The sequence below is a fragment of the Mycobacterium sp. 2-64 genome (genome assembly GCF_035918375.1).
GTDB classification, from domain to species: Bacteria; Actinomycetota; Actinomycetes; order Mycobacteriales; family Mycobacteriaceae; genus Mycobacterium; species Mycobacterium intracellulare.
Window position 1 is genome coordinate 2,742,735 of record NZ_CP142361.1, and the last position, 14,934, is coordinate 2,757,668.

Genomic DNA, 14,934 nt, shown 5'->3' on the forward strand with positions numbered 1-14,934 from the left:
CCTCACAGGTCGGATGCCAGCCGGCGCAGAATGTCGGTCGCGGGCTCGGCGGTGGCTTGCCGGAAACCGGTGCCCGCCCACAGGTGTACGTAGTCCGGCTTTCCCGCCGCGGCGGCCGCCTTGCGCAGCAGGCTGGTCAGGTGGTGGATGGCGGGATAACCCGGGGGCGCCTCGGCTTCGTGGGCGTCGATGAACGCGTTGCGCAGGCCCCTGGCCGGCCGGCCGGTGAAGGCCCGGGTCAGCACGGTCTCGGTGTACGCGGGATCGGCCAGCGCCGCCTGATGAGTGGTCGACGCGCCGCTTTCGGTGGCGCGCAACAGCACCGTCCCGACGGCGGCCGCGGCCGCTCCCGCCCGGATCACCTCGGCCACCGCGGCCGGCGTGGCGAGCCCGCCGGTGGCCAGCACCGGCAGGGGAACCGTCGCCACGACCTGGCTGACGAGGTCGACGATCGGGACCGGGGTCAGCGGCCGCGACGGCGACAGGGTGCCGGAATGGCCGCCGGCGTCCGCCGCCTGCACCACGAGCATGTCGACGCCGGCGTCGCGTGCCTGCTCCGCCTCCTCGGCCGTGGTGACCGTCTGGACCACCACGCTCTTGGCCCGTTGCAGCGCCGCGATCACGTCGCGCGGCGGAATGCCGAACGTGAACGACACCATCGGAACCGGATCGTCGAGCAGCAATTCGATCTTCGCGTCGAAGCTGTCGTTGTCCTCGACGGGCTCGGACGGCAGCGTCAGGCCGAACTGGTCGGCCTCGGCCTGGATGATCGCCGCGTACTCCCGGTAACGCCGCGGATCGACCGGCACCGGGTTCGGCGCGAACACGTTGACGCCGAATGGGATCCCTTCGGCGCGAAGGGCTTTGATCTCGGCTTCGACGGCCTCCACGGTCTTGTAGCCGGCGGCCAGCATGCCCAGGGCCCCCGCACGGGTGGCGGCCGACACCATGGCCGGGGTGGTCGGTCCGCCCGACATGGGGGCCGCAACCAGCGGTATGGACATCCCGAACTGCGCCAACATCTCCATGCCTCGACAATATCGGCCGCGATCGGCGGTGCGGCGGCATTACACCGTGAGCACCGACCTGGCAGGATGCTTGAGCGTGAAGCGCCCCAACTTCCTCGTAATCGTCGCGGACGACCTCGGGTTTTCCGACATCGGCGCCTTCGGCGGCGAGATCGAAACACCCAACCTCGATCGGCTGGCCTACTCCGGGATCCGGCTCACCGATTTCCATTCGGCGCCGGCGTGCTCGCCGACCCGGGCGATGCTGTTGACCGGGACCGACCATCACATCGCCGGCATCGGCACGATGCTCGAAGTCGCGTCCCCGGGATTTCGCGGCGCCCCCGGCTACGAGGGCTACCTAAACGACCGGGTCGTCGCGCTGCCCGAACTCCTGCGCGACGCCGGATATCTGACGCTGATGTCGGGCAAATGGCATCTGGGCGCCACGATCGACAGGTCGCCGTGGGCACGCGGCTTCGAGCGCTCGTTCGCGCTGCTGCCCGCCGGTGCCAGCCACTACGGGGGAGCGGGCGCGCGCGGGTTTTCGCCGGTGCCAACGCTTTACACCGAGGACGACAAGTTCGTCACCGTCGGCGACGACTTCTACTCGTCGGACTCCTACACCGACACCCTGCTGCGGTACCTGGACGAGCGCGCGGCCGACGACGACCGTCCGTTCTTCGCCTACCTGCCGTTCCAAGCGCCGCACTGGCCGCTGCAGGCGCCCGACGAATCCGTCGCGAAATACCGCGGCCGCTACGACGACGGACCGGACGCGCTGCGCGAGGAGCGACTGGCCGCCCTCAAGCGGCTCGGTCTCTGCCCGCCCGACGTCACCGCGCACCCGGTGGTGGCCGACGGCGCGCCCGAGTGGGCCGACATGACCGACGAGCAGCGTGCGCGCTCGGCCCGCAGCATGGAGGTCTACGCCGGGATGGTGGACCGGATGGATTACAACGTCGGCAGGGTGATCGACTACCTGACGGCCAGCGGCGAACTCGACGACACCGTGGTGATCTTCCTGTCCGACAACGGCGCCGAGGGCGCGATCGTGGAGGCGATGCCGCTGCGCGGCGCCGAGATCGCCGCGCAGATCGAAAAGCATTGCGACAACAGCCTCGACAACCTCGGCCGGCCCACGTCCTTCATCTGGTACGGGCCGCGCTGGGCGCAGGCGGCCACCGCGCCGTCGCGACTGCACAAGGCGTTCACCACCCAGGGCGGCATCCGGGTGACGGGTTTTGTCACCTGGCCGGGATTCGCGCGGCAACAACAGATCGGCACCGCGTTCAGCACCGTGATGGACGTCGCGCCAACCCTGCTGGAGCTGGCCGGCGTCGCGCACCCGGGCACGTCCTACCGCGGCCGCGAGGTGGCCCCCATGCGCGGCCGCTCGCTGGTGGAGTATCTGACCGGCGCCGCGGAGACCGTGCACGACGCGGACACCGGAACCGGCTGGGAGTTGTTCGGCCGCCGAGCCATCCGGCGGGGGGACTGGAAGGCACTGCACCTGCCGGCGCCGTACGGCCCGGGTGACTGGCAGCTCTATGATTTGGCTTCCGATCCCGGCGAGATTCACGACCTGGCCGCGTCGCATCCCGACAAGCTGGCCGAGCTGGTGGCGCTGTGGGATCGCTACGTCGAAGAAACCGGCGTGATCCTCGAACCCGTCTCCGTGTTCGACACCGAACTCTAGCGAGCGGTCGCCACCTATGCTGGGCGTTGATGGTCGAAACAACCACCTGCGCGGTCGTCGGCGGTGGCCCGGCGGGAATGGTCCTCGGGCTGTTGCTGGCCCGGGCCGGTGTCGAGGTCACCCTGCTGGAAAAGCACGGTGACTTCCTGCGCGATTTTCGCGGCGACACCGTGCATCCCACGACGCTGCGGCTGCTCGACGAGCTGGGCCTGGGGGAGCGGTTCGCGCGATTGCCGTTCAGCAAACTCCGCCGGGGCACCTTCGAATCCAACGGGCACTCGGTCACCTACCTCGACTTCGAACGGCTCCGCCAACCCCATCGCTACATCGCCATGGTCCCGCAATGGGACCTGCTCAACCTGCTCGCCGAGGCGGCCCGGGCCGAACCGAGTTTCACCCTGCGGATGCGCAGCGAGGTCACCGGCCTGCTGCGCGACGGCGGCCGGGTCGTGGGCGTGCGCTACGACGGACCCGACGGGCCGGGCGAACTCAGGGCCGAGTTGACGGTGGCCTGCGACGGCCGCTGGTCGATCGTGCGGCAGGAGGCCGGACTCACCGCACACGAATACTCGGTGAACTTCGACGTGTGGTGGTTCAAGCTGCCACGCGACGGCGCCGCGGACCACTCGTTCCTGCCGCGCATCGGGTCGGGCAAGGCGCTGGCCGTCATCCCGCGCGAGGGCTACAACCAGATCGCCTACCTGGGGCCCAAGGGCGGCGACGCCCAGTTGCGCGCGCGGGGGGTCGAGGCCTTCCGCCGCGACGTGGGTGCGCTGCTGCCCGACATGCCCGAGTCAGTGGCGGCGCTCGAATCCATGGACGAGGTCAAGCACCTCGACGTGCGCGTGAATCGGCTGCGCCGCTGGCACACCGACGGGTTGCTGTGCATCGGCGACGCCGCGCACGCGATGTCCCCGCTCGGCGGCGTCGGCATCAACCTGGCGATCCAGGACGCCGTCGCGGCCGCCACCCTGCTGGCCGAACCGCTGCGCCGGCATCGGGTCACGGGCCGCGACCTGGCCGCTGTGCGCCGCCGCCGCGCCGTTGCCACCGTTTTGACCCAGGCGGGCCAGCGCGTGCTGCAGGCCGCGCTGGTGCGGGCGGTGTTTCGCGGCGCGGATCCCGCCCCGCCGCGATGGGTTCTCGGCGTCGTCCGGCGACTGCCGTGGCTCTCGGTGGTGCCGGCCTACTTTGTCGGAGTGGGGATCCGGCCCGAGCATGCGCCGGGCTTCGCCCGCCGGCCGCCCGGTGCGGCACCATGACGGCGCCAAAGCGCGAAAACCCGTTGCGCATCGGTATTTTGGGGGCGGCGCGCATTGCGCCGATGGCGTTGATCAACCCCGCCAAGGAGAATACGGACGTCGTCGTCGCCGCCGTGGCCGCCCGCGACGTGACCCGCGCGCGGGCCTTCGCCGCGCAACACGGCATCGCGACCGTGCACGGCGATTATGACGCGCTGATTGCCGACCCGGGCATCGACGCGATCTACAACCCGCTGCCCAATGGTCTGCACGGTCGGTGGACCAGGGCGGCGCTGGCCGCGGACAAGCACGTGCTGTGCGAAAAGCCGTTCACCGCCAACGCGATCGAGGCCCGCGAGATCGCCGAACTGGCGGACGGATCGGATCGCGTGGTGATGGAGGCCTTTCATTATCGCTACCACCCGCTGACCCTGCGGGCCGAGGACATCATCGCCTCCGGGGAGTTGGGCACGCTCGAACGCGTGGAGGCGGCGCTGTGCTTCCCGCTGCCGAAGTTCTCCGACATCCGCTACGACTACTCGCTCGCCGGCGGTGCGACCATGGATGCCGGCTGCTACGCGGTTCATATGGCGCGCACGTTCGGCGGCCGGTCCCCGGAAGTCGTGTCCGCTCGCGCCACGTTGCGTGACGCGCGCGTCGACCGGGCCATGACGGCCGAGCTGCGGTTTCCGGCCGGCCACACCGGCCGGGTGCGCTGCTCGATGTGGTCGCCGCGCTTACTGCAGATCAGCGCCCGGGTGATCGGTGAACGCGGCGAGTTGCGCATCGTGAATCCCGTGATGCCGCAGGCATTTCACCGCCTCTCGGTCCGGTCGGCGAAGGGCAGACGCACCGAACACTTCGGCCGCCGCGCCTCCTACGCCTATCAGCTGGATGCCTTCGCCGCGGCGGTGCTGCGCGGCGCGCCGATCAAGACGACCCCGCACGACGCGATCGACAACATGACCGTGATCGACGCGATCTATTCGGCCGCCGGTCTTCCGCTGCGCTATCCGGTCTGAACGCCGGCCAGCAGCCGGCGTGCCGCCTCGACGCAGGGGCGCAGCCGTTCGATCGGGCTCACCCCGGCCAGCGCCAAAGATCGTTGCGGGACCTCGATCTCGATGACGATGTCGGCGGGCAGCGCGGCCAGGATGTCGCGCAGGGGCAGGTCGCCCTCGCCGGGCACCAGGCGCTCGAACATGGCCTCCTCCAGGTAGTTGTCCATGCGCGGCCGCAGCGTCGTGTCGTTGAGTTGGGCATAGCCGATGCGCCCGGGGTCGACGGCCGCCAGCTCGCTCGCCCCGGAACCCGAGCGCATCAGGTGCATGGTGTCGACCAGCAGCCGGAATTCGCTTCGCCCAACGTATTCCGCGGCGGCCAGGCCGGCGGGGAGGTCACCGATGGTCAGTCCGGGCACCGGTTCCACGACGGTACCGATGCCGCGCTGGGCGGCAAGTTCGGTCAGCGCCGCGAACTGGTCGAGGGTGCGCGGAAGGTCGGGGTCGAGGCTCACCACGTTGATCCGCGGGACGCCGAGTTCGGCCATCACGTCGAGGTCGGGCCGCAGCGCGTCCACGTCGGCGCCGGGGCGCACGAGGAATCCGTCGCCGAGCGAGATGGTTACGCCGCGATCGTCCATCGCGGCGAGCAGATCCTTCCTGAGCGCGGCGTCGTCCTTGAGGGAGAAGGCAGGGTAGCCGAGTGGCACCAGCGGCATGCCCTGGATGGCGGCCGAGATGCGGGGGCAGCCTAGCTCCGCGGCCAGCTCCACGAACTCGATTGGGGGAAGGCCGAACACGCTGAGCATGCCGAGCGCGAGGCGATCGGGACGCCCCGGCGCGGTCACGCGGGACGACCCGCCAGCTGGGCCAATTGCGCTGCGCCCTCGGCCGTTTGGGTGGTCAGCACGATCCGTCCGGAGGTGACCTGTTCCTCGATGATCGGTGCTTCCAGCACCAGATTGTCCCGGATGAAGGCCACGTGGTCTTTGACGTGCTCGGCGGTGAACGACGCCCACGCCGCCGCCGACGGCGGGTCGAGCACCAGGGTCACCTGGTAAAAGTCGGCCGTCAGGGCCTGGGGCGGGTCCACGTGTATCAGCCCGAGCTGCATGGTTTCCGGGCCCAGGGTGTACACGTTGGCCCGGGCGAGGTCACACGTGTTGAGGGGGTCGGTCGGGGCCACCGGGACGTTCGGACCCATGTCGGGGCACTTGGTGGCGGGCGTCGTCGGGTGTGACTTCGTCACCGGCCGAACGGGCAGCGGCGCCACCTTCACAATCGGCGCCGGCGCGGGCGGCGCGGCAGACGGGGCGGACGTGCTGGTGGTCGGCGGGCTGGGTGGCGCGGGCTTGTGCGCCTGGTGGCAGCCACCGGCCAGCGCGGCAACCAGACCGATGGACCCAAGCCGGGCAACGGCATTGATCACGCGAACTCGACGGGGGCTCATCGCAACCCACTCTACTCAGGTAGCCGACGAATCCCCGGAACTCTTGCACCGCAGTTTGTTTGGCGGCGTGCGGCGCGGCGCCGTCGCGGCGGGAAATATGGCTTCCTTTACCGACACTACGAATATAGAGTAGTGTCTTGATCCTGAAGAACAATGGATAGACGACGAAAGCCTAATCCCGCCGAGCGCCGCCGCGATCTATGCGATGCGGCGATTCGATTGTTGGCCGATGACGGGGCCAAGGGGTTGAGCCATTTGAAGGTGGACCGCAAAGCGGGCGTGCCGGACGGCACGACGTCGTTCTATTTCCGCACCCGCTCGGCGCTGCTGCGGGCCGTCGCGGAACGTTCGGCCGAGCTCGACCTCGCCGAACTGCAGGCGATCGCGGACAGCTCCGACGCCGGCGGTGAGGCTCCCACACCCTCGCGGTTGTCGCAGGTCGTCATCCAGGCCGGCAGCGACCCACAGCTGTACCGGACCAGGGCCCGATACGAGCTGACCATGCAGGCCACCCGCGATCCCGCGCTTGCCGCGATCCTGCAGCAGGCCACCGATGAGTTCACCAAGCTGCACCGGGAAATCCTCGTACAGCTCATGCCGCACGGCGCGGAACTGGACCCGGCCGTCGTCGAGGATCTGAGCAACGTCACGCTGACGTTCATCAACGGCCTGCTGCAGCGGTTCGCCCACGGCGACCGGATCGTCGACAGTGCCGAGCAGCTCGACGGGGTGCTGTCGGCGATCGCGGCCGGAATATTGCGCAGTTCGGACAAGGGCCGGCTCACCCAGGCGGGCGGTCTGCGGGTGCTGCGCGCCGGGGCGCCCGGACCCCGATGACAGCCCCGACCGAATCCGGCGCGCGGACTTCCGGCCCTTGCCAGAGCACCCGCAGTATGGTTCTCTACGACAATAGAGTGAGTCGACGTTCATGCGCCGTTTTCAGCCGAACTTGTGCACATGTCGCAGCGACGCAATTAAGCGGAGTGTGTAAATTGCCCCGGACCGAATCCAACGCTGCAACGCTGGCAGCGCGAGCCCTGGTGCGGGTAATGCGGGCATCCAAAACTGCAGCGGTAGGAGGGGTTTCGTGACGGCGAGCACCGACAGCCATGTTCGTTTCGATCCATACGACGTCGGGCTGATCGCGGACCCGTATCCGATGTTCGCGCGATTGCGCGACGAGGCGCCGCTGTATTACAACGCCGAGTTCGACTTCTACGCGGTGAGCCGCTACGCCGACGTCAGCAAGGCGCTCGTCGATCACGAGACGTACAGCTCCGCGCGCGGCGCAATCCTGGAGCTGATCAAGGCCAACCTCGAAATCCCGCCGGGCATGTTGATCTTCGAGGACCCACCGATTCACGACGTGCACCGCAAACTCCTGTCGCGGATGTTCACCCCGCGCAGGATCGCCGCGCTCGAGCCGATGATCCGCGACTTCTGCGCCGCGCTCCTGGACCCGCTGGTGGGCTCGGGACACTTCGACTTCGTCACCGACCTGGGCGCGCAGATGCCGATGAAGGTCATCAGCATGTTGCTCGGCATTCCGGAAGACGACCAGGAGTACATCCGCGACCGGGGCAACGCGCAGCTGCGCACGGAGGCCGGCAAGCCGATGGACGCGGCCCAGCGCGGCCTGTCGGTCGGCGAGCAGTTCGAGGCATACATCGACTGGCGCGCGGAGCATCCGTCCGACGACATCATGACCGAACTCCTCAACGTCGAGTTCGTCGATGAAAAGGGTGTGAACCGGCACCTCAGTCGCGAAGAGATCCTCGTGTACCTCAACGTCGTCGCCGGGGCGGGTAACGAAACGACCACACGGCTGATCGGTTGGTCCGGAAAGGTTCTCGCCGAGCACCCCGACCAGCGCCGCGACCTCGTCGAGAACCCCGCGCTCATCCCGCAGGCGATCGAAGAGCTGTTGCGCTACGAGCCGCCGGCCCCGCACGTGTCCCGATACGTGACCCGCGACGTCACGGTGCACGACCAAACGGTCCCCGAAGGCAGCGTGATGATGATGCTCATCGGATCGGCGTGCCGCGACGAGGCCCAATTCGGGCCCGACGCGGGCGAATTCAACATCCATCGCGCCGTCCGCCCGCACCTCACCTTCAGCATGGGCACGCACTTCTGCCTGGGTTCGGCGCTGGCGCGCCTGGAGGGCCGCGTGGCGCTGGAGGAGATCCTCAAGCGATTCCCCGAGTGGGAGGTCGATTTGAGCAAAGCCACCCTCAGCCCGACCTCCACGGTGCGGGGCTGGGAATGCATGCCGGCGCTGGTGTCACGATGACGGGCCGGGTAGAAGGGAAGGTAGCGTTCATCAGCGGTGCGGCCCGCGGCCAGGGCCGCAGCCATGCCGTGCGCCTGGCGCAAGAGGGCGCCGACATCATCGCGATCGACGTCTGCGGGCCGATCGAGAACCTGGCGTATCCCCACTCGACGCCGGAAGACCTCGACGAAACCGCCGACCTGGTCAAGGCTCTCGACCGGCGCATCGTGACCGCGCAGGTCGACGTCCGCGACTACGACGCGCTGAAGGCGGCCGTGGACAGCGGGGTGGAACAACTCGGCCGCCTCGACATCATCGTCGCCAACGCGGGCATCGGCACGTTCGGCAACAAGCTGCACAAGATCCGCGAGAACATCTGGCGCGACATGATCGACGTGAACCTCTCCGGCGTCTGGCACACCGTCAAAGTCGGTGTGCCACATATCATCGCCGGCGGGCGCGGCGGTTCGGTCGTGCTGACCGGTTCCGTCGGATCGCACAAGGCCATGGCCCACACCGGCCACTACATCGCCGCAAAGCATGGCGTGCTGGGCCTGATGCGGGCCTTCGCGGTCGAGTTGGGGGAGCACAGTATTCGGGTCAACTCGGTACACCCGAGCCAGGTCAACACCCCGATGACGATCAATGAGGTGACGTTCCGGTTGTTTCGGCCCGACCTGGAGAATCCCGGGCCGGACGATTTCGCGCCGTTCTCGCAAATGATGCACACGTTGCCAGTACCGTGGGTCGAAGCGGTCGACATCAGCAACGCCGTCCTGTTCCTCGCGTCGGACGAATCTCGTTACATCACAGGCGTTTCGCTACCTGTCGACGCGGGCGCTCTGCTCAAGTAAGCGTTAACAACATTCAACTGAAGGAAGAAGACTATGCCCGAATACGACTATGAAGAAATGAAGAAGGAAGCCGAGCAGTACATCAAGTTCGAAAAGGACAAGAAGAACCGCATCGCCTACATCACCTTCGACCGCCCCGACGCGCAGAACTCCACCACGCTGGGAATGCGGCAGAACTACGCCGATCTGATTCACAAGTGCAACGTGGACGACGACGTCAAGGTGGTCGTGATCCGCGGCGAGGGTGAGGATTTCGGCAGCGGCGGCGACCTGCCCGAACAGCGCGGGATGCTGGAGAACCCGGGCATGCCGCTGCTGCACGAGCTCGCGATCAACGACGACGACGTCAAGTACCCGCCCGGCGGCTCCTACCGCTACCTGTCCACCGTCACCGACTTCTACGCCAAGGCGCGCGCCGGAAACCGGCCGCTGCAAGAGCTTCGGAAGATCAGCATCATCGAGGCCAAGGGCTACTGCTACGGCTGGCACTTCTACCAGGCCGGCGACGCCGACCTGGTGATCTCCTCCGACGACGCACTGTTCGGCCACCCGGCGTTCCGCTACGTGGGCTGGGGTCCCCGGCTGTGGTGGTGGGCCGAGACGATGGGACTGCGCAAGTTCTCCGAAATGCTGTTCACCGGAAGGCCGTTCAGCGCCAAGGAGATGTACGACTGCGGCTTCGTCAACAGCGTGGTGCCCCGCGACAAGCTGGAAGACGAGACCCTCAAGTACGCGCTCGCGTGCTCGAAGGCCCGCCCGACCGACACCGTTGCCGTCCAGAAGACCTTCCTGGAGCTCTACAAGCAGCACAAGGGTGAGTACTTCGGCAGCCTGCTGACCGGCATGGTCGAGGGCATGCTGCCGATGATCGCCAACGACGCGCAGGAGGTCGACCTCACCGCGGGCACCTTCGAGAAGGGCCTCAACAACGTGGTCAAGGACAACGACATGAACTTCCCGCCGGAATGGCGACTGAGCCGCTCCGGGCGCGCGAAGCCCTGACCGCCTTGCGAGGGCGCACATGTCGGCGCTGACGGCCTTCAGGGTCATCGAGCTGGCGGGATCGGTCGCGGGGGAGTATTGCGGAAAGTTGCTGGCCGACTTCGGTGCCGAGGTGATCAAGGTCGAGGCGCCCGGGCGCGGCAGCCCGACCAGGGCCATGGCGCCCCGCCTCGCTGAGGGCTGCGAGGGCAGCGCATTGTTCGCCTACCTCAACACGAACAAGCGCTCCGTGGTTCTCGATGCGACCTCGCGAGCCGGCGCCGAGAGCCTGGATCGGCTCATCGGCGGCGCCGACGCGGTCATCGACGACGGCGCCACCGATGGGACGCAGCGGCACCCGGGCGTGGTGTTCTGCTCGATCACGCCATTCGGTGAGAACGCCCCGGCCGAGTACGCGAATGCGAAGAGCATCAACGTGTTCCACGCCAGCGGCTGGGGCTACCATACCCCCAGCCATCCGGACCCGACCAGGCCGCCGCTGCGGGGGCCCGGCCGGTTCCTGGCCGACTACGAGGCGGGGCTGGAGGCGGCGCTGTGCGTCGCGGCGGCGTTGTTCGGGCGCCTGCACTCCGGCGGGGGCGAGGCCGTCGACGTCTCGCAGCAGGCCGTGCTGGTCTCGCGTGCCGATTGCATTCTGGGGCGCCTGGTCACCGGCGAAGTCCCCGCCCTCGGCACGCGCGACGACTACGACCAGCAGGGCCCCGCGTCGTTCTTCGCCTGCGCCGACGGCTTCGTCTATCTGTACATGACCAGCCGCGCCCACTGGCTCGGCGTCAAACAGCTGATGGGGTGCCTGGATTGGCTCGAGGATTTCGACGACGACTGGCTGGAGTTCTCCGTGACCCCGGACAAGGTCGCGGCGTTCCAGCGGGGATTCGCGGCGTGGGTCCGCGACCTGTCCAAGGAGACGGCGGCCGACGAGGCGCAGCGACTCGGTGTGCCCCTGGTGGCGGTCAACGAGGCCGCCGACCTGCACCGCGCGCCCCAGTACGTCCACCGCGGCTTCTTTTCCACCGTCAGCCACCCCGTGTTGGGTGACGCGGCGTACCCCACGGTGCCGTACCGGTTCGGTGCGACCCCGGCGGAAATCGTCTCTGCGGCGCCCACTCTCGGTCAGCACACCGCGTCGGTCCTCGGTGGACTCGATGTCCCCCACGCTCCACCGGCGGCGAAGGCGGCGCAGCTCAAGCCGCCGAGGGCACCGCGCGGTGGCCCCCTGCAGGGGGTGCGCGTCGTCGAGCTCACCAAGGTGTGGGCCGGTCCGTATGCCGGCAAGCTGTTGGCGCTGTTGGGCGCCGAGGTGATCAAGGTAGAAACCGCGGCGCTGCCCGAGGAGATGCGCGCCTACGGCGGCACCGACATCAACCACGCCCCGTTCTTTCTCAGCATCAACCCCGAGATCCTGAGCGTGGACATAGACATCAAGTCCGCCGAGGGCGTGGCGCACCTGCGGGAGCTGATCGCCCGCAGCGATATCGTGATCAACAACCTGCGGCCGGGCGCGATGGAGCGCCAAGGTCTCGGGTATCAGCAGCTCACCGAGATCAAACCCGACATCATCTCGGTGTCGATCAAAATGTGGGGCAATGACGGACCGCTAGGTCATCAGACCGGCTACGCGCCGTGCTTCGCCGCGCTCGCCGGGCTCGCGCCGCTGGTCGGCTACCCCGGTGGACCGCCGCTCGGAACCAGCATGCGCTACGGGGATTCCACGGTCGGCGCGGCGGCCGCCTACGCCGCCGTGGTGGCGCTGCTGCACCGCGAGCTCAGCGGCGCAGGGCAATTCGTCGACGTGTCGGCCGTCGAAACCCTCTCCTCGATGATCGGGGACTGCCTGCTGGAACACAGCCTCACCGGGCGACGACGCGGGCCCGACGGCAACCACCACCCCGACCTGTGCCCGCACGGCTGCTACCCGTGCGCGGCGGGCTCGTGGGTCAGCGTGGCCGTCGCCGATGACACCGAATGGCAGCGGTTGTGCGGAGTGCTCGGTGCCGCCGCGCTGGCCGGCGACCCCCGCTACGCCACCCCAGACGACCGCCAGCGGCACGCCGAGGCCCTCGACGCCGATCTCGCCGCGCTGACCCGCCAGCTCGATGCCGAGGAACTCGCGCATCGGCTACGGGCGGCGGCAGTCCCGGCCACCAAGAGCGCCACCGCCATGGATGTGGTTGGCGATCAACAACTCTGGGACCGCGAGCTGTATCGTTTCGTTTCGGACCATCGCGAAGGCCAGCGACCGGTGCTGGGACCGTCCTGGCGGATGGCGCGCAACCCCGCGCGGATCGCGCGCGGTGCGCCGGATCTGGGCGAGGACACCGACTACGTTCTACACGAGATACTGCGCACCCAACCGACGGGCGGATCATGACGACATTGGCGCACACCGCGGCCCTGGTGACGGGCGCCAGCAGTGGCATCGGAGCGGCGACGGCCAAAGCGCTGGCCGCCGAGGGAGCGGCGGTGGCTCTCCTCGCGCGCCGCGCCGACCGGCTGGCGGAGCTGAAAGGCGAGATCGAATCCGCCGGTGGCACAGCGCTCGTCGTCACGGCCGACGTCACGGACGCCGATCAGGTCGCGGCCGCCGTGGGGCGCACAATCGTGGAGTTCGGACGGCTCGACACCCTGGTGAACAACGCCGGCCTGATGCAATCGGCGCCCGCGACCGAAGCGCCGCTGCAGGACTGGGACAACATGGTGGCCGTCAACGTGCAGGGCGTCCTCTACGCGACCCGCGCGGCGCTGCCACACCTGATCGACGCCGCCGCCGACTCGCCACGCGGCGTGGCGGACCTGGTGACCATCAGCTCCACCGCCGGGTGGGTGGCCCGGCCGAACACCGCCGTGTATTCGCTCACCAAGTTCGGGGTCAACGCGTTCAGCGAAGGCATCCGCCAAGAGGTGCTCGGCAAGCGGGTGCGCGTCGGCGTGGTGGGCCCGGGAACGGTGGATACCGAGATCTTCAGCCACCTGGCCGAATCCTCGCGGGAGGCCTTCGAAAAGCAGACGTCGGGCATGGTCATGCTGCGGCCGGAGGACATCGCCGACGCGGTCCTGTTCATGGTGACCCGCGATCGCCGGGTGGCGGTGAACCACATGCTGGTGCGCGCGGCCGAGCAGACCTGGTAGCGGTGTGAGTTCGCATTGGGTGGTCGGTGATCAGTACGGATTGCCGATCCCGGCGGACCCCGCGACCCTGCTCAGCGGTGGAGCTGCGTTCCTTACGAAGGCCTTTCGGGCTTCGGGCGTCCTCGCTGACAACAGCGTCCTTCGCATCAGCGACTACCGCGAGATCAGCGGCGGCAGCACCGGACGCAAGGTGGTGCTGTCGGTCGAATACGACCGTGCCGCGCCCGATCTGCACACCGAGCTGTTCGTGAAGTTCTCCCGCGATCTCGACAATCCGGTGCGCGACTGCGGAAAGACACAGATGGAGCCCGAGGTGCGCTTCGCCTCGCTGTCCCGCGCCCCGGAATTCCCGATCGCCGTACCCTGCCCGCAGTTCGCCGACTACCACCGCCCCACCGGCACCGGCCTGCTGGTCACCGAGCGAATCAAATTCGGCGGCAACGGAATCGAGCGCCAATACCACAAGTGCCTCGACTACGAGATGCCCGAGCCCCTAGGGCACTACCGAGCGCTGCTGACCGCGCTTGCGCGCCTCGCCGGCACGCATCGCTCCGGTCGGCTGCCCGCGGAATTGACCGCTCACTTTCCGTTGGACGTGCGGGCCGCGACGGTGGGCGAACGCGCGCCGCTGTCCGCGGAGAAGCTGGACCGGCGGGTGAGCCAGCTCGCCGAATTCGCGCAGACGCATCCTGGGCTGCTGCCGACCAATGCCTGCTCGCCCGAATTCCTGGCCCGCCTGCGCGACGACGCGCCGCGCGTGGCGCTCCACGAGCAGGCGATCGCACACCAATTGGCCGACGACTCCGACTATGTCGCGCTGTGCCACTGGAACGCCAACATCGACAACGCGTGGTTCTGGCGCGACACCGGCGGCACGTTGCACTGCGGCCTGATGGACTGGGGATGCGTCGGCCAGATGAACCTCGGCATGGCGCTGTGGGGAGCGATGTCCGGCGCCGAGACCGACATGTGGGACACCCATCTCGACGATCTGCTGCAACTGTTCGTCACGGAATACGAGCGCTGCGGCGGTCCGCAGCTCGAGGCTGGCCGGTTGCGTCGGCACATGCTGCTCTACGCGGCCGCCATGGGGGTCGCCTGGCTGCTGGACGTGCCGGCCTTGATCCGCAAGCGATTCGACACCGTGCCCGGCACCCGGAAGGATCCGCGCATCCGGGACGACGAAGGCGTGCGCGCGCCGCTGCAGATGCTCTCGAACCTGCTGAGCGCGTGGCAACGTCATCGCGTGGGGGACCTACTCGATGACGTGCTGCCTTAG

At 68.4% G+C, this 14,934-nt stretch carries 13 protein-coding genes; 10 read left to right on the top strand and 3 right to left on the bottom strand.

Features of this window, described 5'->3' with window-relative positions; translation table 11 throughout:
* Nucleotides 1-2: 2 nt before the first annotated feature.
* Nucleotides 3-1,028, bottom strand: coding sequence for an NAD(P)H-dependent flavin oxidoreductase (locus QGN31_RS12935; RefSeq protein WP_201358685.1), 1,026 nt, complete (start codon nucleotides 1,026-1,028; stop codon nucleotides 3-5).
* 76 nt (nucleotides 1,029-1,104) lie between these two features.
* On the opposite strand from QGN31_RS12935, the gene QGN31_RS12940 reads away from it, so the two are divergent.
* From QGN31_RS12940 to QGN31_RS12950, 3 genes are read left to right on the top strand one after another with little or no spacing between them, the layout of a single operon-like run.
* Nucleotides 1,105-2,706 carry an arylsulfatase gene (locus QGN31_RS12940; protein WP_201407089.1) on the top strand — a complete coding sequence of 534 codons (1,602 nt, stop codon included), beginning with the start codon at nucleotides 1,105-1,107 and terminating at the stop codon, nucleotides 2,704-2,706.
* A gap of 29 nt (nucleotides 2,707-2,735) precedes the next feature.
* Complete coding sequence (locus tag QGN31_RS12945) at nucleotides 2,736-3,968, top strand: FAD-dependent oxidoreductase (protein ID WP_014711731.1); 1,233 nt, start codon at nucleotides 2,736-2,738, stop codon at nucleotides 3,966-3,968.
* On the top strand, nucleotides 3,965-4,969 hold the full coding sequence (locus QGN31_RS12950; RefSeq protein WP_014711730.1) for a Gfo/Idh/MocA family protein: 1,005 nt from the start codon (nucleotides 3,965-3,967) through the stop codon (nucleotides 4,967-4,969). The genes QGN31_RS12945 and QGN31_RS12950 overlap by 4 nt, the downstream gene beginning before the upstream one ends.
* Here the strand turns inward: QGN31_RS12950 and QGN31_RS12955 are convergent.
* Together QGN31_RS12955 and QGN31_RS12960 are read right to left on the bottom strand one after the other, a co-directional pair.
* Nucleotides 4,957-5,796: a sugar phosphate isomerase/epimerase family protein gene (locus tag QGN31_RS12955; protein ID WP_014711729.1), complete on the bottom strand. Its 840-nt coding sequence runs from the start codon at nucleotides 5,794-5,796 to the stop codon at nucleotides 4,957-4,959. The two genes, QGN31_RS12950 and QGN31_RS12955, sit on opposite strands and share 13 nt — an antisense overlap.
* On the bottom strand, nucleotides 5,793-6,398 hold the full coding sequence (locus QGN31_RS12960) for a SecDF P1 head subdomain-containing protein (protein ID WP_225346204.1): 606 nt from the start codon (nucleotides 6,396-6,398) through the stop codon (nucleotides 5,793-5,795). The genes QGN31_RS12955 and QGN31_RS12960 overlap by 4 nt, the downstream gene beginning before the upstream one ends.
* A 153-nt stretch (nucleotides 6,399-6,551) precedes the next feature.
* Between QGN31_RS12960 and QGN31_RS12965 the strand changes: the two genes are divergently transcribed.
* From QGN31_RS12965 to QGN31_RS12995, 7 genes are all read left to right on the top strand, one after another.
* Nucleotides 6,552-7,235 (top strand): TetR/AcrR family transcriptional regulator, encoded by a 684-nt coding sequence (locus QGN31_RS12965; protein WP_201358684.1) that lies wholly within the window; start codon nucleotides 6,552-6,554, stop codon nucleotides 7,233-7,235.
* A 250-nt stretch (nucleotides 7,236-7,485) separates the two neighbouring features.
* The gene (locus QGN31_RS12970; protein ID WP_014382673.1) at nucleotides 7,486-8,691 is read left to right on the top strand and encodes a cytochrome P450; all 1,206 of its coding nucleotides are present in this window, start codon (nucleotides 7,486-7,488) and stop codon (nucleotides 8,689-8,691) included.
* On the top strand, nucleotides 8,688-9,524 hold the full coding sequence (locus tag QGN31_RS12975) for a mycofactocin-coupled SDR family oxidoreductase (RefSeq protein ID WP_008257146.1): 837 nt from the start codon (nucleotides 8,688-8,690) through the stop codon (nucleotides 9,522-9,524). The genes QGN31_RS12970 and QGN31_RS12975 overlap by 4 nt, the downstream gene beginning before the upstream one ends.
* 33 nt (nucleotides 9,525-9,557) lie before the next feature.
* Nucleotides 9,558-10,526, top strand: coding sequence for an enoyl-CoA hydratase/isomerase family protein (locus QGN31_RS12980; protein ID WP_009952401.1), 969 nt, complete (start codon nucleotides 9,558-9,560; stop codon nucleotides 10,524-10,526).
* 19 nt (nucleotides 10,527-10,545) lie between these two features.
* Nucleotides 10,546-12,897 (top strand): CaiB/BaiF CoA transferase family protein, encoded by a 2,352-nt coding sequence (locus tag QGN31_RS12985; protein WP_201358682.1) that lies wholly within the window; start codon nucleotides 10,546-10,548, stop codon nucleotides 12,895-12,897.
* The gene (locus QGN31_RS12990) at nucleotides 12,894-13,655 is read left to right on the top strand and encodes an SDR family NAD(P)-dependent oxidoreductase (protein WP_201358681.1); all 762 of its coding nucleotides are present in this window, start codon (nucleotides 12,894-12,896) and stop codon (nucleotides 13,653-13,655) included. Before QGN31_RS12985 ends, QGN31_RS12990 begins: the two co-directional genes overlap by 4 nt.
* Nucleotides 13,656-13,674: 19 nt before the next feature.
* Complete coding sequence (locus tag QGN31_RS12995) at nucleotides 13,675-14,934, top strand: hypothetical protein (protein ID WP_014384815.1); 1,260 nt, start codon at nucleotides 13,675-13,677, stop codon at nucleotides 14,932-14,934.

Excerpts from the sequence above, each read along its gene's own strand:
- QGN31_RS12935 (WP_201358685.1), bottom strand. The coding sequence starts at position 1,028 with ATGGAGATGTTGGCGCAGTTCGGGATGTCCATACCGCTGGTTGCGGCC.
- QGN31_RS12945 (WP_014711731.1), top strand. The coding sequence starts at position 2,736 with ATGGTCGAAACAACCACCTGCGCGGTCGTCGGCGGTGGCCCGGCGGGA.
- QGN31_RS12950 (WP_014711730.1), top strand. The coding sequence starts at position 3,965 with ATGACGGCGCCAAAGCGCGAAAACCCGTTGCGCATCGGTATTTTGGGG.
- QGN31_RS12960 (WP_225346204.1), bottom strand. The coding sequence starts at position 6,398 with ATGAGCCCCCGTCGAGTTCGCGTGATCAATGCCGTTGCCCGGCTTGGG.
- QGN31_RS12965 (WP_201358684.1), top strand. The coding sequence starts at position 6,552 with ATGGATAGACGACGAAAGCCTAATCCCGCCGAGCGCCGCCGCGATCTA.
- QGN31_RS12975 (WP_008257146.1), top strand. The coding sequence starts at position 8,688 with ATGACGGGCCGGGTAGAAGGGAAGGTAGCGTTCATCAGCGGTGCGGCC.
- QGN31_RS12980 (WP_009952401.1), top strand. The coding sequence starts at position 9,558 with ATGCCCGAATACGACTATGAAGAAATGAAGAAGGAAGCCGAGCAGTAC.
- QGN31_RS12985 (WP_201358682.1), top strand. The coding sequence starts at position 10,546 with ATGTCGGCGCTGACGGCCTTCAGGGTCATCGAGCTGGCGGGATCGGTC.
- QGN31_RS12990 (WP_201358681.1), top strand. The coding sequence starts at position 12,894 with ATGACGACATTGGCGCACACCGCGGCCCTGGTGACGGGCGCCAGCAGT.